General features: G+C 64.6%; 20 protein-coding genes and 2 pseudogenes. 9 read left to right on the top strand and 13 right to left on the bottom strand.

The window, feature by feature from the left end; translation table 11 throughout:
• Positions 1 to 5 precede the first annotated feature (5 nt).
• The 9 genes from OXH74_RS22820 to msuE all read right to left on the bottom strand — a co-directional run bounded on the left by OXH74_RS22820 (position 6) and on the right by msuE (position 9,231).
• Positions 6 to 1,229: an SfnB family sulfur acquisition oxidoreductase gene (locus OXH74_RS22820; RefSeq protein WP_375738992.1), complete on the bottom strand. Its 1,224-nt coding sequence runs from the start codon at positions 1,227 to 1,229 to the stop codon at positions 6 to 8.
• A 178-nt stretch (positions 1,230 to 1,407) separates the two neighbouring features.
• A complete protein-coding gene (locus tag OXH74_RS22825; RefSeq protein WP_375738993.1) occupies positions 1,408 to 2,154 on the bottom strand; it encodes an ABC transporter ATP-binding protein in 747 nt (248 codons plus the stop codon).
• A gap of 55 nt (positions 2,155 to 2,209) precedes the next feature.
• Positions 2,210 to 3,535: an ABC transporter substrate-binding protein gene (locus OXH74_RS22830; RefSeq protein ID WP_375738994.1), complete on the bottom strand. Its 1,326-nt coding sequence runs from the start codon at positions 3,533 to 3,535 to the stop codon at positions 2,210 to 2,212.
• Between the two features lie 60 nt (positions 3,536 to 3,595).
• Entirely contained in the window at positions 3,596 to 4,663 is a 1,068-nt protein-coding gene (locus OXH74_RS22835) for a branched-chain amino acid ABC transporter permease (protein WP_375738995.1), read from the bottom strand.
• Between the two features lie 12 nt (positions 4,664 to 4,675).
• Positions 4,676 to 5,557: a branched-chain amino acid ABC transporter permease gene (locus OXH74_RS22840; RefSeq protein WP_375738996.1), complete on the bottom strand. Its 882-nt coding sequence runs from the start codon at positions 5,555 to 5,557 to the stop codon at positions 4,676 to 4,678.
• Positions 5,558 to 5,629: 72 nt separating this feature from the next.
• Positions 5,630 to 6,403: an ABC transporter ATP-binding protein gene (locus OXH74_RS22845; RefSeq protein ID WP_375738997.1), complete on the bottom strand. Its 774-nt coding sequence runs from the start codon at positions 6,401 to 6,403 to the stop codon at positions 5,630 to 5,632.
• Positions 6,404 to 6,413: 10 nt separating this feature from the next.
• Positions 6,414 to 7,544: an AMP-binding protein gene (locus OXH74_RS22850; protein ID WP_375738998.1), complete on the bottom strand. Its 1,131-nt coding sequence runs from the start codon at positions 7,542 to 7,544 to the stop codon at positions 6,414 to 6,416.
• Between the two features lie 10 nt (positions 7,545 to 7,554).
• Complete coding sequence (gene sfnG, locus OXH74_RS22855) at positions 7,555 to 8,655, bottom strand: dimethylsulfone monooxygenase SfnG (RefSeq protein WP_375741667.1); 1,101 nt, start codon at positions 8,653 to 8,655, stop codon at positions 7,555 to 7,557.
• A gap of 21 nt (positions 8,656 to 8,676) precedes the next feature.
• A complete protein-coding gene (gene msuE / locus OXH74_RS22860) occupies positions 8,677 to 9,231 on the bottom strand; it encodes an FMN reductase (protein ID WP_044875258.1) in 555 nt (184 codons plus the stop codon).
• A gap of 369 nt (positions 9,232 to 9,600) precedes the next feature.
• Here msuE and OXH74_RS22865 point away from each other — a divergent pair, with 369 nt between their 5' ends.
• The 4 genes from OXH74_RS22865 (at position 9,601) to OXH74_RS22880 (ending at position 14,225) form a co-directional block, all read left to right on the top strand.
• Complete coding sequence (locus OXH74_RS22865) at positions 9,601 to 10,842, top strand: acyl-CoA dehydrogenase family protein (protein ID WP_375738999.1); 1,242 nt, start codon at positions 9,601 to 9,603, stop codon at positions 10,840 to 10,842.
• 298 nt (positions 10,843 to 11,140) lie between these two features.
• Entirely contained in the window at positions 11,141 to 11,962 is an 822-nt protein-coding gene (locus OXH74_RS22870) for a transporter substrate-binding domain-containing protein (protein WP_375739000.1), read from the top strand.
• Positions 11,959 to 12,795, top strand: coding sequence for an amino acid ABC transporter permease (locus OXH74_RS22875; RefSeq protein ID WP_375739001.1), 837 nt, complete (start codon positions 11,959 to 11,961; stop codon positions 12,793 to 12,795). Before OXH74_RS22870 ends, OXH74_RS22875 begins: the two co-directional genes overlap by 4 nt.
• Positions 12,796 to 12,848: 53 nt before the next feature.
• Entirely contained in the window at positions 12,849 to 14,225 is a 1,377-nt protein-coding gene (locus OXH74_RS22880; RefSeq protein ID WP_375739002.1) for an LLM class flavin-dependent oxidoreductase, read from the top strand.
• A gap of 324 nt (positions 14,226 to 14,549) precedes the next feature.
• On the opposite strand, the pseudogene OXH74_RS22885 reads toward OXH74_RS22880, so the two are convergent.
• Positions 14,550 to 15,937 (bottom strand): annotated as a pseudogene (locus OXH74_RS22885) (IS4 family transposase).
• Positions 15,938 to 16,159: 222 nt separating this feature from the next.
• Here OXH74_RS22885 and OXH74_RS22890 point away from each other — a divergent pair.
• Positions 16,160 to 16,905: pseudogene (locus tag OXH74_RS22890) on the top strand (transposase); the annotation flags it as partial.
• Positions 16,906 to 17,163: 258 nt separating this feature from the next.
• Positions 17,164 to 17,559: a hypothetical protein gene (locus OXH74_RS22895; protein WP_375739003.1), complete on the top strand. Its 396-nt coding sequence runs from the start codon at positions 17,164 to 17,166 to the stop codon at positions 17,557 to 17,559.
• A 416-nt stretch (positions 17,560 to 17,975) separates the two neighbouring features.
• On the opposite strand, the gene OXH74_RS22900 is transcribed toward OXH74_RS22895, so the two are convergent.
• Positions 17,976 to 18,290 (bottom strand): hypothetical protein, encoded by a 315-nt coding sequence (locus OXH74_RS22900; RefSeq protein WP_375739004.1) that lies wholly within the window; start codon positions 18,288 to 18,290, stop codon positions 17,976 to 17,978.
• 284 nt (positions 18,291 to 18,574) lie between these two features.
• Between OXH74_RS22900 and OXH74_RS22905 the strand changes: the two genes are divergently transcribed.
• Both OXH74_RS22905 and OXH74_RS22910 read left to right on the top strand, forming a co-directional pair.
• Entirely contained in the window at positions 18,575 to 20,335 is a 1,761-nt protein-coding gene (locus tag OXH74_RS22905; protein ID WP_375739005.1) for a SulP family inorganic anion transporter, read from the top strand.
• A 102-nt stretch (positions 20,336 to 20,437) separates the two neighbouring features.
• Positions 20,438 to 21,148, top strand: coding sequence for an rRNA pseudouridine synthase (locus tag OXH74_RS22910; RefSeq protein WP_375739006.1), 711 nt, complete (start codon positions 20,438 to 20,440; stop codon positions 21,146 to 21,148).
• Positions 21,149 to 21,259: 111 nt separating this feature from the next.
• Here OXH74_RS22910 and OXH74_RS22915 read toward each other — a convergent pair whose 3' ends face one another.
• Entirely contained in the window at positions 21,260 to 21,616 is a 357-nt protein-coding gene (locus OXH74_RS22915; RefSeq protein ID WP_215375160.1) for a BON domain-containing protein, read from the bottom strand.
• A 510-nt stretch (positions 21,617 to 22,126) separates the two neighbouring features.
• A complete protein-coding gene (locus tag OXH74_RS22920; RefSeq protein WP_215375157.1) occupies positions 22,127 to 22,978 on the bottom strand; it encodes a CAP domain-containing protein in 852 nt (283 codons plus the stop codon).
• Between the two features lie 326 nt (positions 22,979 to 23,304).
• Between OXH74_RS22920 and OXH74_RS22925 the strand changes: the two genes are divergently transcribed.
• Positions 23,305 to 25,257: an alkaline phosphatase D family protein gene (locus OXH74_RS22925; protein ID WP_375739007.1), complete on the top strand. Its 1,953-nt coding sequence runs from the start codon at positions 23,305 to 23,307 to the stop codon at positions 25,255 to 25,257.
• Positions 25,258 to 25,266 lie beyond the last annotated feature (9 nt).

A 25,266-nucleotide genomic window follows, 5' to 3' on the forward strand; every position in this document is an offset into this window, starting at 1 on the left:
CGGCCTCAGTTCCAGTCGTGGCGCGCCGGCTTGACGCCGTTCAGGGCCCAGTTACCGACCAGGTGATACTTCCAGCGCACCGGGTCGTGCAGGGTATGCACCCGGGCATTGCGCCAGTGGCGGTCGAAGTTGTGCTTGGCCAGCGAGGAGCGAGTGCCACCCAGCTCGAACAGACGGTTACTGGCCTCGATGGCCACCTCGGTGGTCAGAACCTTGGCCTTGGCCACGGCCACCGAAGCGGCGGCCACGTTGTCCTCGTCCGGCGCCGGCTTGGCCGCGTCGAGCACCCGGCCGGCGCGCTCCAGCAGCGCCTCGGCAGCCTCCTGGCGGATCTCCAGAGAACCTATCTGGATAATGGTCAGCGGGTCCTCGTTGGCCTTCTCCACCCCGGCGTCGATCCACGGGCGAGCGTGTTCGCGGACGAATGTGATGGTGTCGTCCAGCGCCGCGCGGCCGATGCCAGCGTCGATGGCGGCGGTGGTTAGCTGGGCGAAGGGACCGGCCAGGGTTGGGCTCTCGTAAGAGCGGTAGCTGGGAAACAGATTGAAGGCCGGCACGCGCAGGCCGTCGAGCAGCACGGTGCCGCTGGAAGTGGTCCGCTGGCCGATGCTGTCCCAGTCGTCGACCACCACCAGCCCCTGGGTACCACGCGGGACGAAGGCCAGCTGGGCGTGATCCTGGTCATCCAGGGCCAGCACACCGAGCCAGTGGGCGTAGAGCGAGCCGGTGCAGTAGCCCTTGCGGCCGTCGATGCGGTAGTGGTCGCCCTCCGCCACCAGGCGGGTGCGGATGTCCGCCACGTGCTTGCCGCCGGTCTCCGAGAGGGCGTTGGCGAAGCGGTTGCCCTTGAGCACCAGATCGAAGAAGAAGCGCTTCTGCGCCTCGGTGCCCTGCAGGCGGATGTCCTCCAGCAGGCAGTAGTGGTTCTGCGGAATCTGCCCGAGCGACGGATCGGCCGCCGAGACAATGGCGATCACCTGGGCCAGGGTGGCGAAGGACACCTCAGCGCCACCATACTCGCGCGGCACCGTGATACCCCACAGTCCGCTATTGGAGAAGGCGTCGACCACGTCCGCCGGCACCTCGCGGTGGCGGTCGCGCTCAGCGGCGCCTTCACGCAGCAGCGCAGCAACGCGATGGGCGACGGCGATGGCCTCGGCATCGTCGCGAATGATCTGAGCATCCGGCTGGCGGATGTCGTAGTGGGCGGATACAGCGGGAGTGGACATGGGTTCCTCAAAATTGTCAGTGCAAAGCACCAGGACCATCGCACAACCCATGCCACAACATTTATTCCTTTAAATTCAAATACTTAACAAAGAAAAGAGAGATCGAACTGTCTGCCGTCGGACAGCAGAATGTTGGACAGGTGTCGGCCCAGCAACAGTTGTCTGGTGGGCACATGACTCAGGCCCGGCGCACGGCACCCAGGTAAAAGTCGTGCAGGTCGCCACGGGCAGCCAACTCCCCGGCCGGGCCCTGGTCGACCACCCGACCACTTTCCAGCACATAGGCGTGGTGGGCATGGCGCAAGGCGACATCGATGTTCTGCTCGGCCACCAGGAAGCTCACGCCGTCACGCCGGTTCAGCTCGCCGACTATGTCGAAGATCTCCTCGACGATCTGGGGCGCCAGGCCCATCGAGGGCTCGTCCAGCAGCACCAGGCGTGGCCGCGCGATCAGCGCTCGACCTATGGCCACCATCTGCTGTTCGCCGCCTGAGGTATAGCCGGCCAAGCTCCTGCGCCGGGTCTTCAGGCGTGGGAACCAGTCGTAGATGCGCGCAAGCTCCTCGCGCAACTCGCCGCGCCCGATGCGCGGCCGGGCAAAGGCACCGGTGAGCAGGTTCTCCTCCACCGTCAGATGGGCGAAGCAGTGGCGGCCCTCCAGCACCTGCACCAGACCGGCGGACGCCAGCGCCTGGGGCGCCGAACGGGTGACGTCGCGGCCCTGGTAGCGGATGGCGCCGCGCACCACTTCACCGCGCTCGGCCCGTACCAGGCCGGCTATGGCCTTGAGCGTGGTGCTCTTCCCGGCGCCGTTGGCGCCGAGCAGGGCCACCACCTGGCCCTCCCTGACCGTCAGGGAAACGCCACGCACGGCGAGTATCACCTGCTCGTATAGCACTTCGATGTCATCGACCTGCAGGATCATGTCGGACTCCCTTGGCGGAAGACCGGGGCGGACGCCCCGGCCGGAACGGCGAGCATCAGCCCTGCTGGCTGCAGTCGCGCGGGGTGATGCCCTTTTCCTGGGCGTACTTGTGCGAGGACGCCTCGATGATCGGCCGCAGCAGCGCGCGGTCGGCCTGCACCCAGTCACTGATCAGGTTCCACTTCTGCCCATCCCACTGCTGGAAGCGCACCGCACCGCCGCCCTCGTGGTCGGAGCAGGACAGCTGCAGCGGCTGCACCAGGCCCTTGGCGCCCAGCGCCTGCAGGCGCGCGTCGTCCAGGCGCAGGTTCTCGAAGCCCCAGCGCACCTGCTCGCCGGTCAGAGGCTGCTTGCCGAACTTCTCCTGGGCGATGCGCACGGCCTCGACGTTGAGGATGCCGTTGACCACCCCAAGGTTGTAGTAGACGGTGCCGAAGCGCTTGGGATCGGCCAGGTCGCCCTGGCCCTTGTCCACCACCTGCTGCTGGATGCCCTGCAATACCGGGAAGGAAGTGCCGGACGGGTGGGTGGTGATGGCGATGAAGCCTTTGGCGGCGGCGCCCGCCGGGGCGGCATCCTCCTCCGAGTTGCTCCAGATGTTGCCGATGATGTGGTCAGCCGGGTAGCCGACCTTCTGCGCAGTCTTCAGCGCCACCGGGTTCATCACGCCCCAGCCACGCAGGATCACCCAGTCCGGCTTGATCCGGCGGATGTTCAGCCATTGCGACTGCTGCTCGTTGCCCGGGTGCGGCACCTCCAGCAGGGTCAGCTCGAAGCCGTACTTGTCAGCCAGGGTCTGCAGCACCTCGTTGGTTTCCTTGCCGTAGGGCGAGCCGTGGTAGAGGGTGACGATCTTCTTGCCCTGGAGCTGGTCGAGCCCGCCGCTCTTCTCGCCAATCCAATTGACGATGGCCGAGACCTCGGAATAGGGGTTGAGCTGCAGCGGGAAGGCGTAGGGGAACACACTGCCGTCGGTGGAATCGGTGCGCCCGTGGTTGATGGTGATCAGCGGCAGCTTGTCGGCGGTGGAGCGCTCCAGAGTGGCATAGGCGATACCCACCGAAAGCGGGTTGGTGGCGGCCGCCGGAGCGCCGTTCTGGCCCGTCTTCAGGCGCTCGTAGCACTCCACACCCTTCTCCACCACGTACTCGGTCTCGCACTCGCTCCAGGTCAGCTTGACCCCGTTCACCCCGCCGTTGGCGTTGACGTACTTGAGGTAGTCGATGAATCCGCCGAAAAAGCCGGTGCCACCGGCGGCATAGGGGCCGACCCGGTAACTCTGCAGCGGGAAGTACTGCTCGCTGGCCGCCTGGACGGTGAAGGCGGCGGCAGAGAGACCGAGCGCCAGGGCCAGGCCGCCGGCGAAAGTGCGTTTGTTCATCGTGCTAGTCCTTGTCGAAATCACTTGGCATGTGTGCGGGCCTTGGCCCATGGGGTTCGCTCAGTAGCGCAGCGGCCAGAGCCGTGCGCGCTCGCGGAATCTCTGCCAGAGGCGCGCGAGGCCCTCCGGCTCCTTGATCAGGAAGAGGATGATCAGCGTGCCGAAGACGATCTTCTGCAGGTTCTCCAGCTGGCCGGCGTCTATCAGCCCGGCCGGCAGCAGCGCGGCGAGATTCGACAGCAGCAGCGGGAACAGCACGATGAAGGCCGCGCCGAGGAAGTTGCCGAGGATGCTGCCCAGGCCGCCGATGATGATGATGAACAGGATCTGGAAGGAGCGACTGAGGTCGAAGCCGTGCGGCTCCACCGTGCCCAGGTAGGTGAAGGCCCACAGGGCGCCGGCCACGCCGAGGAAGAAGCCGCTGATGGCAAAGGCCAGTAGCTTGGTCTTGAGCAGCGGGATGCCGATCACCGCGGCGGCGGTATCCATGTCGCGCACCGCCATCCAGTTTCGCCCCAACTCGCTGCGCACCAGGTTGCCGCCGAACCAGAACAGCGCCAGCACCACGCCGAGGGTGAACAGGTAGCGCCCGGCCGGCGTTCCGAAGTCCAGACCCGCCATCCGCAGCGGCGGTGCGCTGATCACCCCGGAGGAGTTGTAGTTGGAGAACCAGCCGAACCTGGTCAGCGCCCACTGCACGAAGAACTGCGCGGCCAGGGTCGACACCAGCAGGTAGAAGCCCTTGATGCGCAGGCTCGGCAGACCGAAAACGATGGCCACCAGGGCCGCCATCAGACCGCCGAGGAGGATGCTGAGCAGCAGCGGCAGGCCTGGCACACGCAGCTCGAAGTTGTAGGTGGCGAAAGCGCCGACCGCCATGAAGGCCGCCGAACCCAGCGACAGCTGGCCGGCGTAGCCGGTCAGCAAGTTCAGCCCGAGCCCGGCCAGGGACAGCACCAGGAAGGGAATCAGGATGGCGTTGAACCAGTAGTCGCTGCCGAGCAACGGCACGCCGATGAAGGCGAATGCCAGCAGCGCGGCGAGGCCGATGCGGTCCTGACGCAGGCGAAAGAATCGGCGGTCGTCGGCATAGCGCACGCTGAACTGGCCGGCTTCGTTGTAGAGCATTGCATCGTCTCCTTACACACGCTCGATGGCGCGTTCGCCGAATAGCCCCGCCGGGCGCACCAGCAGGAACAGCAGGGCCAGCACATAGGGGAACCAGTTCTCGATGCCGCCACCGATGTAGGGTCCGAGATAGACCTCGGCGAGCTTCTCCGAGGCGCCGATCAGCAAGCCGCCGACTATGGCGCCGGTAATCGAGGTGAAGCCGCCGATGATCAGCACCGGCAGCGCCTTGAGCACCACCAGAGACAGCGAGAACTGCACGCCCAGGCGGGCGCCCCATAGCAGCCCGGCCACCAGGCCGACGAACCCAGCCACCGCCCACACCACCACCCATACCCGCTGCAGGCGGATGCCCACCGCCTGGGCGGCCAGCGGGTCATCGGCCACGGCGCGTAGCGCCAGGCCGATGCGAGTGCGGTTGAACAGCAACGACAGGGTGACCACCAGCAACGCGGCGGTGGCCGCGGCGAAGAGGTCGAACTGCGACAGCAGCATGCCGCCCAGCTCCAACGGCGCATCGCTGATGCCCAGCTCCAGGCCGTGCACCTGGGCGCCCCACAGCGCTTGGGCGGCGCCCTCGATGACGTAGGACAGGCCGAGGGTAGCCATGAACAGGGTGATAGGTGAGCGATTGACCAGCGGCCGCAGTACCGCCCGCTCGATCAGCAGGGCAAGCGCCACCATGCTCGCAAGGGTGATGGCGAAGGCGAGCCAGAACGACGCGCCGCGCTCCAGCAGGCTGACGAAGGTCAACGCGGCGAACAGCACCATGGCGCCCTGGGCGAAGTTGAACAGCCCGCTGGCCTTGTAGATCAGTACGAAGCCGATTGCGACCAGGGAGTACATCACCCCGGCCATCAAGCCGCCTATCAGTACCTCGAAGAAGAATTCCATGCGTGCGTTTCCTGTTTCCGGGCATGCCGCTCCCCTACCCGCTCCATGAAAGCGGTCGGTGACGCGGCGGGGTCAGTGGCGAGTGCCGAGGTAGGCGGCTATCACCTCGGGGTTCTGGCGTACGTCGTCGGGCGGGCCGTCGCCGATCTTGCGGCCATAGTCGAGCACCACCACGTGGTCGGAGATGCTCATCACCACGCCGATGTCGTGCTCGATCAACACCACGGTGGTGCCGAACTCGCGGTTGATGTCGAGGATGAAGCGGCTCATCTCCGCCTTCTCCTCGGTATTCATCCCGGCCATGGGCTCGTCCAGCAGCAACAGGCGCGGTTCGGCGGCCAGGGCGCGGCCCAGTTCGACGCGCTTCTGCAGGCCGTAGGGCAACTTGCCGACTATGGCGTCGCGCCAGGGCTGGATGCGCAGGAAGGCCAGCACCCGCTCCGCCGCCTCGCGCTGGTGGTCGTCCTCGCCTGGCGCGCGCCCAACGCGCAACGCCTGTTCCAGCCAGCTGGCGCGGCGCTTGAGGTTGCGCCCGGTGAGCAGGTTGTCGAGCACACTCATGCCCTTGAACAGCGCGATGTTCTGGAAGGTACGGGCGATGCCGCGACGGGCCGCGTCGTGCGGGCGCATGGCCCGGCGCGCCTGGCCGGCGAAGCGGATCACTCCGTTCTGCGGCTGGTAGACGCCATTGATCACGTTGAGCAGGGAACTCTTGCCAGCGCCGTTGGGGCCGATCAGCGCGCAGATCTCACCCTCGGCCACGGCGAAGCTGATGTCGCTGATCGCCCTGACGCCCTTGAAGGCCAGCGAGATGTTCTGCAGTTCCAACAGTGTCGTGCCGCTCACGCCGTGCTCCTCATGCCAGTTGTGGCTGACCTGATGGCCAGCCGGTGACGTCCCGCCCGCGTACTGGGTGCCAGCGCTCCGCCGCCGGCCAATTGCGCACCTCGATCCCGAGCCTGGTGAAGAAGCGCCGCGTCTCTTCGTCCAGCGGTGCGCCCACCAGCAGCGCCACGCGGGTGCGGGAAAAGCCCAGCACGTCGCGCAAGGGCCGGCGCACCAATGGCTGGCCGAGCAGACTGCTCAGGGCTCCGCCGTCCGGCTCCAGCGCCCAGTCCACCAGGCGCCGACGCAGGCTGCCGGGCAACGGCAGGCGCTGGCGCACCAGTTCATGCAGGCGGCCGTAGGTCTCGCGAGTACCGAGAACCAGGCTCGGGCCCAGCTCGCGACGGTCCTGGTCGCGGGTCTCCAGGCGCTCGGGGAAATTCAGACGGAAGCCGGCCAGCAGCCAGGGCGCGAGCAGGTAACGGGCCTGACCGCTGGCGGCGAAGGCACGTGCAGCCAAGGCGTCCTCGCGCTCCGAGAGGCGTTCACCCCGCACCAGCCGCTCGCCCTCCTGCAGCAGCTCGGCATGGCTGAAGCTCTGCTGCTCCACGCCCGCAACACGCTGGCGGTAGAACGCGAAGGCGATGTCCTCGGCACATACCGGTGGCGCGCCGTACTCGGCCTCGGCGGCCAGCAGCCGGCCATAATCCAGGGCCCCGCCGCGCACCTGCGGATCGACCAGGCCACGGCCATCGGCATAGGCCAGCCAGGTCGGCGCCAGATCGCTCTGGCGCACGCGCAGGACTTCCTCCAGCCCCTCGGCGAAGACGAAATCCGCACCCGCCTGGCGCAGTGCGGTGGCCTGCCCGGCCGCCTCCTCCAGCGGATCGAACGGCGCCGCCGTACCACCCAGCCACTGTGCCGCCAAGGCAGCCAACAGCGCCTCCGGGCGCGGCCGACTGAGGATTGCCAGTTGCGCGCCGGGGCCGAAACCTGCGGCGCGCAGCGCGCCGGCCAGGGCCAGCACCTCGGCCTGCACCTGGGCCCAGTTGCGCACCTGCCAGACGCCCAGGCGCTTGTGGCGCAAGGCGATACCGGTCGGGCGCTCACGGGCCTGGTGGGCCAGCCAGGCCGGTAGCGTGGTTGGGGTCGCGTCGCTCATCGCCGTTGCCTCAGGCCACCGCCTTCTCTGCGTGCTTCTCGGCCTCCAGCTCACGCACCAGCGGCAGCACGTGCTGGCCGAAGTACTCGACCTCCTCCTGGAAGTGCAGGAAGCCGGAGAGGATCAGGTCCACGCCCACCGCCTTGAGCGCGACGATGCGCTCGGCGATCTGCCGCGGGGTGCCGATCAGGTTGGTCTTGAAGCCGTCGTTGTACTGCACCAGGTCCTCGAAGCTGGACTTGGCCCAGTTGCCCTCGCGCTCGGGGCTGGCCGCGCCGGCGTTCTTCACCTCGGCCCCGAAGGCATTGACCGCCTCCGGATTGGCCTTGTCGATGATCTCCTGCAGCACGGCGCGGGCTTGCTCCTCGCTGTCACGGGCGATGATGAAAGCGTTCACCCCGATCTTCACCGAGTGGCCGTTGGCCGCGGCCTTGGCGCGGATGTCGTCGACCTGGGCCTTGATGCCCTCCACCGTGTTGCCGTTGGTGAAGTACCAGTCCGATACCCGCGAGGCCATGTCGCGCGCGGCGCGAGAGCTACCACCCTGGAAGATCTCCGGATGCGGCTGCTGCAGCGGCTTGGGTTTGAGCGTGTAGTCGCGGAAGCGGTAGAAGTCGCCGTTGAAGCTGAAGTTGTCCTGGGTCCAGATGCCCTTCAGTGCGCGGATGAACTCCTCGGAGCGGCGATAGCGCTCGTCGTGCTCCAGCCAGGGCTCGCCAATGGCATGGAACTCTCCCTTGAACCAGCCGGACACCACGTTGATCGCGATGCGGCCGTTGGTGAGCTGGTCGATGGTAGCCAACTGCTTGGCGGCCAGCGCCGGATTCCATGGGCCGGGCAGGATGGCGGCGATCACCTTGAGCTTCTCAGTGGCGGCCAGCAGCGCGTGACTGATGGCCACCGACTCGTGCTGGAACTCGGCGCCGTAACCGGCGGTGAAGCGGATCTGCGACAGCGCGTAGTCGAAGCCGGAACGCTCGGCGATCTGTGCCAGCTTGCGGTTGTAGTCAACGTCCCAGCTGGTGCGCTGTTCAATGTTGCTGACCACCAGACCGCCGCTGACATTGGGCACCCAGTAGGCGAATTTGATTGGTTGTTGGCTCATCTCTATGGCTCCTGTGGTGCTTGGAATTCAGGCCGCGCGAACGGCCGGGCTGCGAAAGAAGGCTTCGACCGGGTCGAGCGTTCGCTCGATGCGCTCGAACTGAGCCGCATCGTCGAGGCGGTAATCGGTGAAAGCTTCGGGGGTGGCGTACAGCCCGTACGGCAGGGTGTGCGCCTGAAAGAACGCGAACAACGGGCGCAGTTGGTGATCGATCACCAGCGCGTGACGCTCGCCGCCGCCGGTGGCGGCCAATAGCACCGGCACGCCTTTGAGGGCCTGGTAATCCACCAGGTCGAAGAAGTGCTTGAACAGGCCGGTGTAGGACGCGCGATAGACGGGGCTGCCGGCGATGATCAGGTCAGCGTTTTCCACGGCACGCAGGTGCGGCAGCAACTCCGAGGAGGCACTGTCGCGCTCCAGCGAGCCGGCCAGCACGCTGCCCAGTTGGGCGATGCGCACCCAGTGCAGGTCGATCGCCAGGCGCACCTGCAGGCGCTCTACCAGCGCCTGCAACAGGGCATGGGTACGCGATGGATCGCGCAGGCTGCCCGACACCACGACCACCTTGATTGCTTGACTCATCTCGACCTCTCGCCCATGGCGCTGCATTGCTTTGCAGAGGTCAGAGCAGCAACCGTGCCAAAGGGAAAACTCCTTTCAAATCATCGTGATAGGAGAAATCGCCAGAGAGGGTCCGATGCTCGGTGACTAACAACCTGCTGAACCACTGTTGCTAAGCCAACAGCTTTGCGCACCGGCCACCGGGAGAAATCGTCCGGGCAGCTGTCTGCAGGGCAACAGCCACCCAGCAACCTGCCCCACCAGCCACAGCTGGCCACAGCGGCCGGGCATCCCAATATGAGCGCAAGCCATTGATATACATGGCCTTTCATCGAAGGGCACGAAGATTGCCCCGGCCATAGGGTCAGCCGCCCACCAAGGAGAACCGCGATGACCGCCCAGCAGCACCTGCCCCAGCTTTCCACCGGCACCGACTACGAGTCGCTAGCCACCCGGTTTCGTCCGATCTTCGCCCGCATCGCCGAGGGTGCGCTGGAGCGCGAGCGCACCCGCAGCCTGCCCCACGAACCCATCCGTTGGCTCAAGGAGGCCGGCTTCGGTGCCGTGCGCGTGCCGCGCGAGCACGGCGGCGCCAGCGCCTCGCTGCCGCAGCTGATCCAACTGCTGATTGAGCTGGCCGAGGCCGACTCCAACATCCCGCAGGCCCTGCGTGGCCACTTCGCCTTCGTCGAGGACCGCCTCAACGCCCATGCCGAGGCCAATCAGGACACCTGGTTCAAGCGTTTCGTCGCCGGCGAGTTGGTCGGCAACGCCTGGACCGAAGTCGGCAACGTGAAGATCGGCGAGGTCATCACCCGTGTCTCTCGCCAGGGCGAACGCTGGCTGGTCAACGGCACCAAGTACTACAGCACCGGCAGCATCTTCGCCGACTGGATCGACCTCTACGCCCAGCTCGACGACACCGGCGAAGACGTGATTGCCGCGCTGCGCACCGACCAGCCGGGCGTGCAGCAGAGCGACGACTGGGACGGCTTCGGCCAGCGCACCACCGGCAGCGGCACCTCGCGCTTCGTCGATGCCGAAGTGGCCGCGGAGAACATCATCCCATTCGCCAGCCGCTTCAAGTACCAGACCGCGTTCTACCAGTTGGTGCTGCTGGCCGTACTGGCCGGCACCGGCCGCGCCGCGGTGCGTGACGTGGCCGAGCAGGTACGCCTGCGCACTCGGGTGTTCAGCCATGGCAGCGCCAGCTCGGTTGACCGCGACCCACAGGTGCAGCAGGTGGTCGGCAAGGCCTCCGCCCAGGCCTACGCTGCCGAGGCCACCGCCGTGCGTGCGGCAAAAGCCGCGCAGTGGGCCTACGAGGCGCGCTTTGAAGGAAATGCCGAGGACGAGCGCCAGGCCAACATCGCCGCTGAGCTGGAGTCGGCCCAGGGCCAGGTGGTGATCGCCGAACTGGTGCTGCGCCTGACCAGCGACCTGTTCAATGCGCTCAGCGCCTCGGCCACTAGCACCGGCAAGCTGCTCGACCGCCACTGGCGCAACGCCCGCACCGCCGCCTCCCACAATCCGCTGATCTACAAGGAGCGAATCATCGGCGACTGGGAGATCAACCGCAGCGAACCACCCTACGTCTGGCAGATCGGCGGCGGCGCCAAGCAGGCGAGCTGATATTGCTGGCCCTTGCAGGCGGTTCTGTCACCGGGAACTTCCCTGGCTGACAAGAACTGCCTGCAAACAAGGCTTGCGCATCTTGCTGCTGCCCCAGCAACGCAACAGGACTACCACGGCCCCGAAGCCCTGACCGGCAACGCCCCATCCCCTTCAGACACGCCTTCAGCCAAGCTTCACAGCACGGGCGATATAGCCGGCGGGCAGTCATTTATTCCAATAGATTATTATTAAGTAATTTTTTATTACCATTTAATCGAACGAGTGCTCAATCAACCTCGCCTATACAGGAGTTCCCTTGAAAATCCGTTCCTTGCTGCAACTCGGTTTTGCCCTTCTCACTGCCAGTTCCATCAGCTTCGCCGGCCAGACACTTGATCGCATCCAGAGCAAGGGCGAACTGGTGGGGGTGCTTATGGAGAACTATCCGCCCTTCTCTTTCCTCAACGAGCAGAACCAGTTGGACGGGTTCGATGTGGATGTGGCCAAGGCAGTGGCTGATCGCCTGGGCGTGAAGCTGAAGCTGGAAACCCCGTCTTGGGACGTGATCGCCGCTGGCCATTGGAACGGCCGCTACGACGTCTGCATTTGCTCCATGACCCCGAGCCAGGCCCGTGCCCAGGTGTTCAATTTCCCGGTGAAGTACTACGAGTCGCCTGCCGTCGTCGTGGTCAACGCGAAGGACTCCCGTATCGGCTCCGGCAAGGACCTGTCCGGCAAAAAGGTCGGCGTGATCAGTGCTTCCACCTACGAGAGCTACTTGCGCAAGGATCTGGTCATCGAAGGCGCCGAGGACAAGCCGCTGAGCTACCCCTTCGATCAGGTGGAAATCGCCCCCTACGACAATGAAACCGTGGCCTTCCAGGACCTGGCGCTCGGTACCGGTATACGCCTGGACGCGATGGTCACCAACCTGGTGACCGCCCGCGAGCGCATCGCCCAGGACCCGCGCTTCAAGATCGCCGGCGACACGCTCTACGGCGAACCCAACGTGGTGGCCACGGAGAAAGGTGATCCGGAGTGGGATGCCAAAGTCACCCAGGTGATCGGCGAGCTCCGCCAGGACGGCACCCTGGCGCGCATCTCCAACAGGTGGATCGGCGCAGACATCACCCAATGACTGCCTTCGAGCCCCAACTCCCGCCACGGATCGTGGCGGGCCCCAGCCTGATCGAGCGGCTGTTTGGTTTCCGCACCCGGCTGTACCTGACCTGGGCGGTGATGCTCACGCTGTGCGTGGCGTTCTTCCTGGGCTTCGACTTGAAGTTCTCGGTGATCGTCGACAAGTGGCGCAACCTGACCGGCCTGACCCTCGCCCCTAACGGCTTTCTCCAGGGCGCGGCACTGACGCTGTTCCTCAGCCTTTGCTCCATCGCCTGCTCCTTGGTCCTGGGCTTCGTCGCCGCGCTGGCGCGACTTTCCAGCAGCGCCGTGGCCTTCGGTATCTCCACCTTCTACGCCTCGTTCTTCCGAGGCACACCGCTGTTGATCCAGATCCTGCTGATCTACCTCGGTCTGCCGCAGCTGGGCGTGGTGCCGGGCGCCATCACGGCGGGCATCCTCGCCCTGTCGCTGAACTATGGCGCCTACCTCAGCGAGATCTTCCGCGCCGGCATCATCGGTGTGGCGCCGGGTCAGCGAGAAGCCGCCGCCGCTCTGGGCATGAGTGCGCCCCTGACCTTCTGGCGCATCGTCCTGCCCCAGGCCATGCGCACCATCATCCCGCCCACCACCAACCAGTTCATTTCCATGCTCAAGGACTCGTCCCTGGTATCGGTGATGGGAGTCTGGGAAGTGATGTTCCTCGCCCAGTCCTACGGCCGCTCCTCATACCGCTATATCGAGATGCTCACCGCTGCCGCGGTCATCTATTGGCTGCTGTCGATTGCCCTGGAACTGATCCAGGCCCGTCTGGAACGCCACTACAGCAAGGCCTATACCGAACGCCGCTGATCTTTCCCGAGGGCCCGCAATCGGGCCCGATCCGAATACCTCAAGGAATGACCATGTCCGATCCCAAGCCCCTTCTCTTTTCCCTCTACGAACAGGCGAGTGTCGGCTGCGGCGGTGCGCCCAGCCTCTGGACCCACCCGGCCGACGAGCGCCTGCGCATCAATACCCTGGACTTCTGGTCGAACCAGGCGCGCATCGCCGAGCAGGCCAACCTCGACCTGTTCTTCTTCGCCGATGTATTAGGGCTCTACGACGTCTACGGCGGCTCCGCCGATGCCGCCCTGAAGTGGGCCGTGGAGGCCCCGGCCAACGACCCCTTGCTGCACATCCCGGCCCTGGCCGCGCAAACTCGCCACCTGGCCTTTGGCGTGACTGTCAGCACCACCTACGAACACCCTTTCAGCCATGCGCGGCGCTTCAGCACCCTGGACCACCTGACCGGTGGGCGTATCGGCTGGAACATCGTCACCTCCTACCTGTCCAGCGCTGCCCACAACTTCGGCCTGGACCAGATGATCCGTCACGGCGACCGCTACGAGCGCGCCGAGGAGTTCCTCGACGTGGTCTACAAGCTCTGGGAAGGCAGTTGGGCGGACGACGCGGTTGTGGCCGACAAGTCCGGACTGCGATACGCCCGAGGCGACCGTGTCCGCCGTATCGACCACGAAGGAGCTCACTATCGGGTGGCTGGCCCCCATGTCTGCGCGCCCTCTCCACAGCGCTCGCCGGTGCTGATCCAGGCGGGCTGGTCCGAGCGCGGACGGCAGTTCGCCGCCAAGCACGCCGAACTGGTGTTCGTCGCCAAATCGAACCCCGAGGAAATCCGCGCCGGCCTGACCGATATCCGCAACCTGGCCGAAGCCCGTGGCCGCGCCCGCGACGATGTAAAGTCCCTGACCGTGCTGCGGATCGTCACCGCCCCCACCGCTATCGAGGCCCAGCGCAAATACGACGAACTGCAGAGCAACTACCACCTCAATGCCCAACTGGTGAGTTACGCCGGCGATACCGGCATCGACATCGACCGCTACGCCGACAACGAGCCCCTGACCACCCAGACCGAGGGCCTGACCTCTTACGTGATGCGCCCGGACGGCAGCGGCAAGCCGTTGACCGCTGGCGAGGTGCGCCAGCGCTTCGCCCGGGTAACCCGAGGCAGTGACCTGATCCTGGTAGGCACGCCTGCGCAAGTCGCCGACCGCATTGAGGAGCACGCGCGGATTTCCGGTACCGACGGCTACATGCTCAACCCGCTGGTGAGTCCCGGCACCCTGGAGGATTTTGCCGAACTGGTGGTGCCCGAGCTGATCAAGCGTGGCCTTTACCGCACCGAGGCGCCGCGAGGGTCGTTCCGTTCGCGACTACGAGAGGACAGTTCTGACCGCTTGCCGGACAGCGCCTACGGCGCGACTTTCCGTTTTGATCGCTGAAAACCGGCGGCGTACCCGCCGCAGTCGGTAGTCGATGCCCTGTTCCAGCCCCAGACCCAGACGCCGGCTGGCATACGCCTGAGCATATGACTATGAACGCGCGTGACTAGCGGTAAGTGAGTTAATGCGCTGCCCGAGGTGGTACGGGCAAGCCGGGTATTGGTCTCGGGCACTGGCAGAATTACCGCCCCCTCTCTGAGAGCCCGGGGGCTCTGGCAGACTGATTCGGGTCCGCTCCTGGCCGATAGCCGCCTGTCACTCATGGCAGCGCCCGGCCATGAGGGGGCATCAGAGTAGGAAAAACAGATCTGTCTCGAATGGCACTTACTTAGCCCTTTTGGGATGACCGCTCCGTTGTATTTCGGCGCGAGCCGAGTGGCGTGTGCGGGTCAGTAGGGGATAGGGTTTCGGCCTTCGTTTGAGCGCGTGGCTCCACCCGTCCGGCACGGTTGCCGACGCGTTGCTGAGCGACCAGGAGCAAGAGGCCATTCAGGTTTTCGGATTGGCTCGCCGCCTCAGCAAATGGCCGCCACGCCAGCCAGAGCTGGAGGCTGTGCTTGAAGCTCAGTTCGCGTGGCAAGCAGTCGGCCAAGGAGGCCGATTGCGCCATGATCAACCGGATCAGGTTGTGCGCCAGCAGGTACACCCAGAGCTCCTTGATGGCCATAGCCGGGGTTTTGCAGCTCAGCATCTCGAGCCCCATCGTGGCCTTGAGATTGCGCAGGTCCAACTCGACGTGCCAGCGGCTTCTGAACAGGGTCTTCAAGGCGGCCTTGGGGGTTTGGCCGGTGCAACGCAGGGTCGTGACCAGAATCTTGTCCCCCGCTTTCAACTCCCGAACTTCCAGCCGGTCAGGTACTTGCTCGTAATACGCAACGCTCATCCACGCCGGCCGTTTTCGGGGCTTTTCCAAGGCAATCAGGTGATCCCGCGTACCCAGGCGCTTGCCGCGTCGAAAGTCGGTACTGCGTCGGCGTGCGCCATATTGCTCGAACACCCCAGCGATACCGCGGCGTTGCAGCTCGCACAGCAAAAAGTAGGTTGCGTAGTAGGCATCGCCGACCAGGACATCGCCGGCATTCAGGGTATCGAGCATCGACCGCAGCAGGGTCTGCTCATCGCCCCCCCTTGCCCCGAAAACGCCCCAGTGCCGCGTTCAGTACCGCACCACTGGACAGGCAGACAATTCCTACCAGCCGGCAAATCGGAAAGCCCAGCCCCGCCTTCTGCCCACGCGATTGAGGATAGGCCGCCTGGTTGGCGGCCGTATCGGGCATCGCGACTGTCGTGCCATCCACAAGCCGCACGGGGCGGCCCATCCATTGCCAGGTCTGGGCCGCATAGGTGCTGATCAGGCGGCCGGTCGTGCGGACCAGAGCGGACACCATCTCCATGGGAAGCCGCTGACGCGCCCGACAGTAGCCACCGGTGTGCGTGCTGCACGGTTTCAAGCCTCCGAGCAGTTGCTTGATGGCCAGGTCATTGACGGCCTTCTGGCAGGAGCGATCGGCGCTTAAGGCCTGTGCCATGAACATCGACAGCGTCTCCGTTGGCGGGAACAGACGCTCGCGATGATCCGGCAGCAAGGACTCGACGCAGTCGAACAACTCGGGGCTGGTCAGCAGATTGAAGAAGGCGTAGGCATCGGTATTCGACGCTTGTCGGCGGGTGCGCTGCTGTTGATGAACGATGGCTTGACGCCTAGGATTCATGTGGGCTGCTCCTTGGGCTCGGTGTGTGTTCGCAACTATCACCGTAGACCAGGAGCAGCCTTTCTTTTTCCAATCAATCAGTTAGCCCTAAGTAAGTGCCATTCGGGACAGATCTATTTTTCCTACTCTAATCTCCCCTTTTGGCCGATTCTGCTGAAAAAGTAGCTGCCACCCGAAGCCACCGGCAGAATCACGCGCTCAGCGAGCATGGGTGCAGGCAGCATGATGGGGCGGATACCGGGGGGACAAGCAGCGCCTGTTCTACTCGTTCAATCTGGACGAGCACATCCCGCCGCAACACCTCCTGCGCAGCATCGACCAGTGCCTGGACCTCAGTGATCTGCGCGCCCACTTGGCCGACTTCTATAGCCCCATCAGGCGCCCGTCGATTGATCCGGAGTTGATGGTGCGCATGCGGGTCGTCGGTTACTGCTATGGCATTCGTTCTGAGCGACGGCTATGCGAAGAGGTGCACCTCAACCTGGCCTATCGCTGGTTCTGCCGGCTGGGGTTGGAAGATGAAGTGCCCAATCACTCGACCTTCTCGAAGAATCGCCACGGCCGCTTCCGTGACAGCGGCCTGTTCCGCTGGTTGTTCAATGAGGTGCTGCGGCGCTGCATGGCGGCTGGGCTGGTCAAGGGTGCAGGCTTCGCCGTCGACGCCAGCATCATCAAGGCGGATGCCAGCCGGCAACGTGGGGTGGCGGGAGATGAGGTCGACTGGCGCGGTGGCCGCCGCGCGAGGTGGCCCGGCCTACTTTGCCCACGCCACCAACTACCTGATCGACACCGCGCACGGCGTGAGCCTGGATGTGGAAGCCACCCCGGCGCATCGCACCGCCGAAGTCGAGTCGACCCAAACGATGGTGGAGCGCGTCGAAGCGCAATTCGACCTCACCCCGGAACGCCTGATCGGCGATACCGCCTATGGCACTGCTCCGATGCTGGCCTGGCTGGTCGAAGAGAAGGCCTGACGCAATCCGGCGTGGCGTCGACCAATCCCTGGATTTCATCCGCACTAAAGAACATGCAATGGAACAGTTCGAAGGCCGCACGTCGGGTCGCTGCCGGGTGATCTGGGCAGAATGCGGCGCTGTACTAGACTGCACCCTTGCTGCGCCGGCAGACCTGCCTGGCTGCAGTTCCGATCGTGGCATCACCAATCCCGCATCTAGTCATTCGCTGGCCAGGAGGGCCAACGTCCAAGGTGGAGAGCAAGCGTACTCATGCCATACCGAAAGCGTCTGATGGTCGCTACCGCAACGGTGGCGGCCGGCCTCATGTCCAACGCCCATGCCAGCGAATCGGCTATTCAGGCGTATTGCCTGGAGAAGTGGAGCGGCGAGGCCATGCGTGCCTATTGCCAGGAAGAACAGCGCGAAGCGGCCGAGGCCATTGCCAGCTACGGCGGCCCGGTACGCAGTCGCTGCGAGTCCGAATGGCGCGCCGATTTCCATATGGTCCTGTTCTGCATCAAAGAACAGCAACGCCTGTCCCATGCCGCCGTCGCCGATGCGGCACGGGACGAGACAACAACCCGCTGCGCACATGAATGGCCACACACATACAACCTGCAAGCGCTCTGTATCACGGAGCGGCCGGTGGACAGCGCTGCGAACTGAATTCCACCGGGCAAGAAAACATCCTGCATGTCCTCGCGAGTACCTGCACGGCATCTAGCGTCGCCGCGTCGAACGCCTGGGCCACGTTCTCTCCGTTGGCACAGTCCCGTGGCAGTGGCGCAGTTGGGAACACCTGATCCGCGACGACCTCGACCACCCATCTACGGCGTGAGTCCGGCTTGTAGCCACCGACCAACGTACCGCAGTAGCTGCAGCGACTATTCAGCTAATCTGGGGGTAGCGTTATGCATTGCCACCGATGCCTGCCCATCAGTAAACCCAATCGTCCGCTCATACCGTCGCACCAGGCCATTTCGGGATAGACGCCCTACCTTCTGGTTACTAATGAACGCCCAGCAAGGCCAGCCCACCGGAGTCATGCCATGACAATAGAAAACGATGAGCTAAACCTCGAATCACTCAGCCTGGAACCGATAGAGCCGGCCGAAGCGACTCCGTCTTCCCGTGGACCAGCCAAATTCCAGATCGATACCCGTGTGGCGGGTGATCGGCGCAAGTCCGATGATCGCCGCCAGACGATCCGGTTCGAAAAGGACCGTAGGCAAGGGGATCGACGGGCGAAGAGCGACCCGTGGGACCGTCGGGTTGATCTCTGACTCGCTGGCAGCGAGGACAGCCTGGCAACTTGCGACGGTGAAAACCGCTTCGTGGCTTTTCACCCCTACAAGTGATTTGAGTTGCGTAGTGCGGATCACGCTTTCTTGGTTCATCCCCCCGTTTTTTCGGGACTGGGGCCCGTCGCTGACGGCTCAAGGAAAAGTCATGTCGAGCTTGACATGCATGCATGACGGACAATTCTGGCTTCTTTACCGTAAACCTGGATCAACGCCGCGATGATCTGCTGGTTCGGGACGGGCTGTAGCAGCCCATCGGGTGGGAAATGATAACGACCAAGAGAGATGAGTTGCGCTCCGGTCATGTCGTGACCCTGACGGAGCCGACGTTGTGATCTGCATGCAGACCGGATGGCCCAATGCCGAAAAGCGATGATCCCATGACTGAAGAATCGGCGGCGGCAACAAATCGTGCAGCCAGCGCTCCGGTTCGTGGCTGGCGGGCGGCCTTCCCTCCGGCTCAGTGGCTCCCTGCGTACCGGGCGCGATGGCTTCCGAGAGACGCCATTGCTGGTGTTACCCTCGCGGCCTACGGCATTCCGGTATCCCTCGCCTACGCCCTGCTGGCGGGTCTTCCGCCGCAATACGGCATCTACTGCTATATGGTCGGTGGCCTGTTTTATGCCCTGTTTGGCTCTTCTCGCCAACTGGCCATCGGCCCTACATCCGCGATCTCGATGCTCATTGGCGTCACGGTCGCGGACATGGCGGGGGGCGATCCGGGACGCTGGGCCGATATTGCGGCGCTAACCGCGCTGGTCATTGCCGCCATGTGCGCGCTGGCTTGGCTGCTGCGCCTGAGTTCCCTGGTCAACTTCATCAGCGAAACCATTCTGCTTGGCTTCAAGGCTGGCGCAGCGCTGACCATTGCGATGACTCAGCTGCCCAAGCTGTTTGGGGTCCAGGGGGGCGGGGACCATTTCTTCGAGCGCATCATCGCCCTGGCCAGCCAGCTACCCGATACGAACCTCGCCGTGCTGGCGTTTGGCATCGCGGTCATTACCGTGCTGCTGCTCGGGGAAAGATTTCTGCCGGGCCGTCCGGTGGCTCTGGTTGTAGTGGCAATATCGATCATCGCCTTGTCGGTGACGCCGCTGCGCAACCTTGGCTTCACGGTTGTCGGTGCATTGCCGACCGGTTTGCCCGACTTCCACGCCCCCCAGTTGCGGTTGAAGGATGTGGACGGGGTGATTCCCCTGGCGTTCGCTTGCATGCTACTGGCCTACGTGGAAAGCGTTTCTGCGGCCCGTGCCCTGGCCCAAGCCCATGGCCAGGAAATCGATCCGCGTCAGGAGCTGCTCGGCCTGGGGGCAGCCAATCTGGGAGCGGGCTTGTTCCAGGCCTATCCGGTGGCCGGTGGTCTGTCCCAGTCCTCAGTGAATGACAAAGCCGGTGCCAGGACGCCTCTGGCATTGGTCTTCGCCTCGGTCACCATCGCTGTATGCCTGATGTTTCTGACGGGTTTGCTGGCCAACCTGCCCAATGTGGTACTCGCGGGCATCGTCCTGGTGGCCGTCAAAGGCTTGATCAACATTCGTGAACTGCTCCACGTCTGGCGCGTGAGTCGCTTCGAATTCAGCGTATCGATGGTGGCCTTCGCCGCCGTCCTGCTGCTGGGTATTCTCAAAGGGGTGATCCTGGCGGTCGTGGTGTCGCTCCTGCTGCTGATACGGCGCGGCGCTCGCCCCCATGTGGCGTTCCTCGGGCAGATCCCCGGCAGCCGGAGTTATTCCGACATGGATCGCAATCCGGACAACCTGGCCATACCAGGTGTGCTGGTGTTCCGCGTCGACGCGTCGTTGCTCTATTTCAACGTCGAGCACGTGCGCGATGTGCTCTGGCAGAAAATCCGCTCCACTCCTGGCCCGCTGAAACTGGTGGTCTGCGACCTGTCCTCGTCCCCCTACATCGACTTGGCGGGCGTGCGCATGTTTGAGGCCTTGCACGGGGAACTGCAGGCCGTGGGGATACGCTTGCGACCGGTCGCGGCCCATGCGGAGGTACGGGATATGTTGCGGGCCGAAGGACTGGAGGAACGCTTCGGCTACTTCGGTCGCAAGCTCTCCGTGGCCGATGTCATCGACGAGTTCCAGGGCAAGGCCGCAACTGAAGCCCCTCCAGATTTGCCTGAGCCTGCGTAATCCGGCCGAACATGCCTCGTCATGGTTATACGGGCAGACTCTTGGGAACGGGCCGGGCAAAGGGTTTACCATGGCGGCCTTTCTCACTCTGTGGCTGTACCCATGACCGACCCAATCCGCTTGTCCAAACGTGTTATCGAGCTGACCGGCTGTTCGCGCCGCGAGGCGGAGCTGTATATCGAGGGCGGCTGGGTGACGGTCGATGGCGTGGTGGTGGATCAGCCCCAGTTCAAGGTGGTGGATCAGGCGGTGGCCTTGTTGCCCGGCGCCACGCCTACTCCGCTGGAGCCAATGACACTGCTGCTGAACCAGCCGGCCGGCCTTACGTTCGAGGCGGCCCAGCGGCTGCTGACACTGGCGAGCCACTGGCCGCAAGACCGCGCCGAGGTGCGTCCGCTCAACAGCCACTTCTCGCGCCTGACCACCGCCCTGCCGCTCCAGTCGCAGGCCAGTGGCCTGCTGGTGCTCACCCAGGACTGGCGCACGCTGCGCAAGCTCAACGAAGACGTCGCCAAGCTGGAGCAGGAGTATGTGGTTGAAGTCAGCGGCACGCTGGCGGAGAACGGCCTGGAGCGACTCAGGCGCGGAATCAAGGTCAAGGGGGAGGAGCTGCCGCCGGTCAAGGCCAGCTGGCAGAACGAAACCAACCTGCGTTTCCCCCTGAAGAATCCCCGGCCAGGTTTGGTCGCCGCCCTGTGCGCCGCCGTTAACCTGCAGGTTGTCACCATGAAGCGCATCCGCATCGGCGGCGTTCCCATGGGCAAGATTCCTGCCGGCCAATGGCGTTACCTGGCGCCGGGTGAGCGATTCTGAGGCTGAGCGCGCTCGTGGGCCGCGATCAAACCGTTTGGCTATCCGGTCCAGGAATCCGGGAGGGTGCATCCGAGCGACGATCCACCCTCGTACGCCAATGTCACTCGATCGTCATCGCCATTCATCGTCCGACTTTGCTGACGATTGCGGCCGATTCTCGACGCTTTCCTCTGCATTGGGCGCTTCAGGGAAGCTCCCAGGAGGGACCATATGGGTCTGCAGATCGCTGGCATCGATGTCGATGACACCGTGAATCGAGCGGGCCAGGCTTATAGCCTGTTCACACTGTTTATGGGTCTTGACGCGGCCGCTCAACGCCACCATGCCCGCGTGGGTTTTGACGTTGATATGCTCGCTGCGGGTCTGTTCGGAAAATGCCAGGGTCGACTTGACCTTCGCGGTAATCCACGCGTCGTGAACAGCCATCCCGAGATCATGCGAGTAATGCTGGAAGGAGTGCATTTTCATGGCAGGATCCTCTCTTGCAGAATCAGAAGTGCATTCCGTGCCACCTACTGTGCAGCCCTTTGGGCGAGCGCCGCGGATACCTGATGCGCGTTGCTGCATCCACCAAGAAGACATGCACACAGATCGATTATAGTGCGGCCGCCTGCGGGCCGTGCGCCGCGCCTTGCTCCACCCCGCGACGCCAGCCAACCAGCCAGTCATCGTGTCCAGCTACGGGCCAAGGCCGACCAGCTGGATCGCACCATCCAACGGCTTTGTGCGATACGTGACGGTCTCCGTCATGCAGCATCCTGCCCAGAATCCAGCCACCTTGAATGTCCCAAGCTCCAGCGGCTGATGAGTATCGCTGCCAAGTCAATAGCCAAGGGCAGAAGCCCCAGGCATCCGCTCAAGTAACCGTAGAGAGACAGACGCCGGCAGGCGCTCTGTGGACGCGAATTCATTCACGATGAACCGCGCAGCGGGCCTGCAGGCCAGGCAGGCTTGGTCTCGACCTCCGAGTCCAGGTGCCTAAGGCGCCCCGAACAGCGCCGTCCAGTAGATCCCCGCATCACTCTTTGGATCGACCGCATAGGCCGCGCCCAGCTCAAGGAACTTCGGGTTCATCAGGTTGGCGCAGTGGCCAGGGCTGGCCAGCCAGCCGTCGACCACCTTGCGAGCGGTGTCCCGCCCGGCGGCGATGTTCTCGCCGATCGTCTGCCCGGTATAGCCCGCGAGCTCCGCCCGGTCGCCTGGGGTGCGGCCATCGCGGTCCCGGTGGCCGAAGAAGTTACCGTTGGCCATCGCCCGGGTATGGGCCTCGGCCGTCGTTGCCAGGGTGGCGTTCCAGGCCAGCGGAGACGCAACGGCGAAGGGCTGTGCGCCGCACTGGCGCGACTGCGCGCGTGCGGCGTTGATCAGTTCGAGTAGCTTCTGCCCTTCCGCCTGCCAGTCACCCAGGCCCGCAGCCATCAGTGGACGCGCCAGCACGATGCGCCAGCTTTCCCCCTGGCGGCTCACACCGATATCGACGAACTGTGGGTCCAGCACGACCTGGCAGAAGCTCTCCTGCAGCGCCTTCATGGCCGCCCGCGCATCGCGCGGCCCCGCCAGGCTGATCGCCTGCACGTTGACCAGCGGATACGCCGCGCGCCCAAGTGCCTCCTGCAGGTCACCGCCACCACTGGCAGGCAGGACCAGACGCGGATCGGAGGCCAGCGGTGGCAGTTCCTCGGAGGCCTGTCCCGCGCAGCGCTGGACCTGGCTGCGGTAGGCGTTTATCGACTCGACCAGCTGCGCTTCTTCGGCCGCCACGGCCGTAGCGGCAATCACCAGTCCCAGCGACAACGTGGCAAAACGCCCAACGAATGACATAACGCGCATGGAAGTCTCCCTCGACCTGACTGCGTCCATGATGCTCGATTCCGCCCCCTTCTGTGCAACGCCGTGGCACATCGAACGGAAATTTGTTTGGCGAACTCTGTGGGGCCAGCCCGGGGCCGTGGCCCGGATGCAATCCGCGATGTCCGTGCGGCTGCATTCGCTGCAGCGACTTACAAGGGGAACGCCGAATTCTTACTCGCAAATGGGCGCCGTTCGCGAGCAAGCTCGCTCCTACAAAGTTGTGCATCCCCCGTTGGGTTCGGTTCAGGTATCGACGTCAGACGCGATATCCTGATGTGCTCGTTCGATCATGGTCCATTGTCCCGATGTCCCCAGTTCTGCCGTCCGCCCAGGAAAGCCTCCCTCCCGTCCTCGCCGGCCCCATGCTGCGCCGGCTCGAAGCCCGGCGCGTGGTGCTCTGGCTGGTGGGCTCCCGTGAGCTGGCGCTGAATCTGCGGTTTTGCTTCGATGGCCACAGCACCGAGCACCGGCTCGAAGGTGATGCCTGCCGAGTGATTCCCTTGGGCCAGCACGCCTTCCTGCACCTGATCGACCTGCATCTGGACGCCCCCCTGCCCTGCGACCAACAGATCGACTATGACCTGCGTCTCGGCGACCTGGGCATCGCCCATTGGGCGCCACACCTGACCTATGGAGCCGCCCGGCAGCCCAGCTTCGTGCTGCGTTCGCGCATCGACCAGTTGCTCCACGGCTCCTGCCGCAAGCCCCACCATCCCTCTGCAGAGGGCCTGCTCTGCGCCGACCACCTGCTGGCCGCCGGCCCGGTACCGGAACAACGCCCTGCCCTGCTGATGATGAGCGGCGACCAGGTCTATGCCGACGATGTAGCCGGCCCCATGCTGCGGGCCATCCACCAGTTGATCGCGCGTTTGGGGCTATTCGGCGAGCGCCTGGAGGGCGCCGTGGTGAGCGACAGCGCGGTGCTCTATGGCCACCCGGCAAGCTACTACCACCGCGCCGACCTGCTGCCCGCCCTGGAGAGCAACGAAACCCTGCGCGAACGCTTTTTCGGCGGCGCGAGGAAGCCCATCTTCACCAGCAGCAACGCCGACAACCACCTGGTGACGCTGGCCGAGGTGCTGGCCATGTACCTGCTGGTCTGGTCGCCGGTGCCCTGGACCCTGATCGAGCCGCAAGTGCCATCGCTCGGGACCAAGGAGGAGGAGCGCTACCGACTGGAGCAGGAACGGATCGACGCCTTCCGGGCCGGCCTTGCCGGCACTGCGCGGGTCTTCGCGCACTTGCCGACGCTCATGATATTCGACGACCACGACATCACCGACGACTGGAACCTCTCCGCCCAGTGGGAGCAGACCGCCTATGGCCACCCCTTCTCCAAGCGCATCATCGGCAACGCCCTGCTGGCCTACATGCTCTGCCAGGGCTGGGGCAACAACCCGGATGCATTCACCGAAGTGCTGGACAAGGCCCAGTCGCTGGCCGCCACCGCCGAGGCCGACCACCACTTCGACAGCCGCGCGCTGGATGAACTGATCGACGAACTGCTGGTCTTCAACCGCTGGCATTACGTAATGCCCACCACGCCGGCGCTGGTGGTGCTCGACACCCGTACCCGGCGCTGGCGCAGCGAAATCAACCTGAAGCGGCCCTCCGGCCTGCTGGACTGGGAGGCCCTGACCGAGCTGCAGCACGAATTGCTGGACCAACCCTCGGCCATCATCGTCTCCCCCGCCCCCATCTTCGGGGTCAAGCTGATTGAGACGGTGCAACGGGTATTCAGCTGGTTCGGCCATCCGCTGCTGGTGGACGCGGAGAACTGGATGGCCCACCGCGGCGCGGCCCAGGTGATCCTCAACATCTTCCGCCACTCGCGAACGCCGGGTTGCTACGTGGTCCTCTCGGGTGACGTGCACTACTCCTTCGTCTACGAGGTGTCGATCCGCCACCGCAAACAGGGCCCGAAGATCTGGCAGATCACCAGCAGCGGCGTGAAGAACGAATTCCCCCGGCGGCTGCTGGATATCTTCGACCGCCTGAACCGCTGGCTCTATGCACCGCGCTCGCCGCTCAACTGGCTGACCAAGCGGCGCCGCATGCAGGTGGTGCCGCGCACTCCGGAGCACAGCAAGGCCGGCGAGCGGCTATGGAACTCCGCAGGTCTCGGCCAGGTGTTCTTCGACACCCAAGGCCGGCCAACGCGCATTTTCCAGCTGAATGCCGATGGCTCCGCGCCTACCGAGTTCCTCGAGGACCGCGACGAGTTGGCCGCTGAACATCCAATGGCGCGGCAAATCTGATTCCCCCGT

Origin of the sequence: Metapseudomonas boanensis (assembly GCF_042232855.1) — a bacterium.
Lineage (GTDB): Bacteria > Pseudomonadota > Gammaproteobacteria > Pseudomonadales > Pseudomonadaceae > Metapseudomonas > Metapseudomonas boanensis.

Excerpts from the sequence above, each read along its gene's own strand:
- OXH74_RS22820 (WP_375738992.1), bottom strand. The coding sequence starts at position 1,229 with ATGTCCACTCCCGCTGTATCCGCCCACTACGACATCCGCCAGCCGGAT.
- OXH74_RS22825 (WP_375738993.1), bottom strand. The coding sequence starts at position 2,154 with ATGATCCTGCAGGTCGATGACATCGAAGTGCTATACGAGCAGGTGATA.
- OXH74_RS22830 (WP_375738994.1), bottom strand. The coding sequence starts at position 3,535 with ATGAACAAACGCACTTTCGCCGGCGGCCTGGCCCTGGCGCTCGGTCTC.
- OXH74_RS22835 (WP_375738995.1), bottom strand. The coding sequence starts at position 4,663 with ATGCTCTACAACGAAGCCGGCCAGTTCAGCGTGCGCTATGCCGACGAC.
- OXH74_RS22840 (WP_375738996.1), bottom strand. The coding sequence starts at position 5,557 with ATGGAATTCTTCTTCGAGGTACTGATAGGCGGCTTGATGGCCGGGGTG.
- OXH74_RS22850 (WP_375738998.1), bottom strand. The coding sequence starts at position 7,544 with ATGAGCGACGCGACCCCAACCACGCTACCGGCCTGGCTGGCCCACCAG.
- msuE (WP_044875258.1), bottom strand. The coding sequence starts at position 9,231 with ATGAGTCAAGCAATCAAGGTGGTCGTGGTGTCGGGCAGCCTGCGCGAT.
- OXH74_RS22865 (WP_375738999.1), top strand. The coding sequence starts at position 9,601 with ATGACCGCCCAGCAGCACCTGCCCCAGCTTTCCACCGGCACCGACTAC.
- OXH74_RS22875 (WP_375739001.1), top strand. The coding sequence starts at position 11,959 with ATGACTGCCTTCGAGCCCCAACTCCCGCCACGGATCGTGGCGGGCCCC.
- OXH74_RS22880 (WP_375739002.1), top strand. The coding sequence starts at position 12,849 with ATGTCCGATCCCAAGCCCCTTCTCTTTTCCCTCTACGAACAGGCGAGT.
- OXH74_RS22895 (WP_375739003.1), top strand. The coding sequence starts at position 17,164 with ATGCCATACCGAAAGCGTCTGATGGTCGCTACCGCAACGGTGGCGGCC.
- OXH74_RS22900 (WP_375739004.1), bottom strand. The coding sequence starts at position 18,290 with ATGAACCAAGAAAGCGTGATCCGCACTACGCAACTCAAATCACTTGTA.
- OXH74_RS22905 (WP_375739005.1), top strand. The coding sequence starts at position 18,575 with ATGACTGAAGAATCGGCGGCGGCAACAAATCGTGCAGCCAGCGCTCCG.
- OXH74_RS22910 (WP_375739006.1), top strand. The coding sequence starts at position 20,438 with ATGACCGACCCAATCCGCTTGTCCAAACGTGTTATCGAGCTGACCGGC.
- OXH74_RS22915 (WP_215375160.1), bottom strand. The coding sequence starts at position 21,616 with ATGAAAATGCACTCCTTCCAGCATTACTCGCATGATCTCGGGATGGCT.
- OXH74_RS22920 (WP_215375157.1), bottom strand. The coding sequence starts at position 22,978 with ATGCGCGTTATGTCATTCGTTGGGCGTTTTGCCACGTTGTCGCTGGGA.
- OXH74_RS22925 (WP_375739007.1), top strand. The coding sequence starts at position 23,305 with ATGTCCCCAGTTCTGCCGTCCGCCCAGGAAAGCCTCCCTCCCGTCCTC.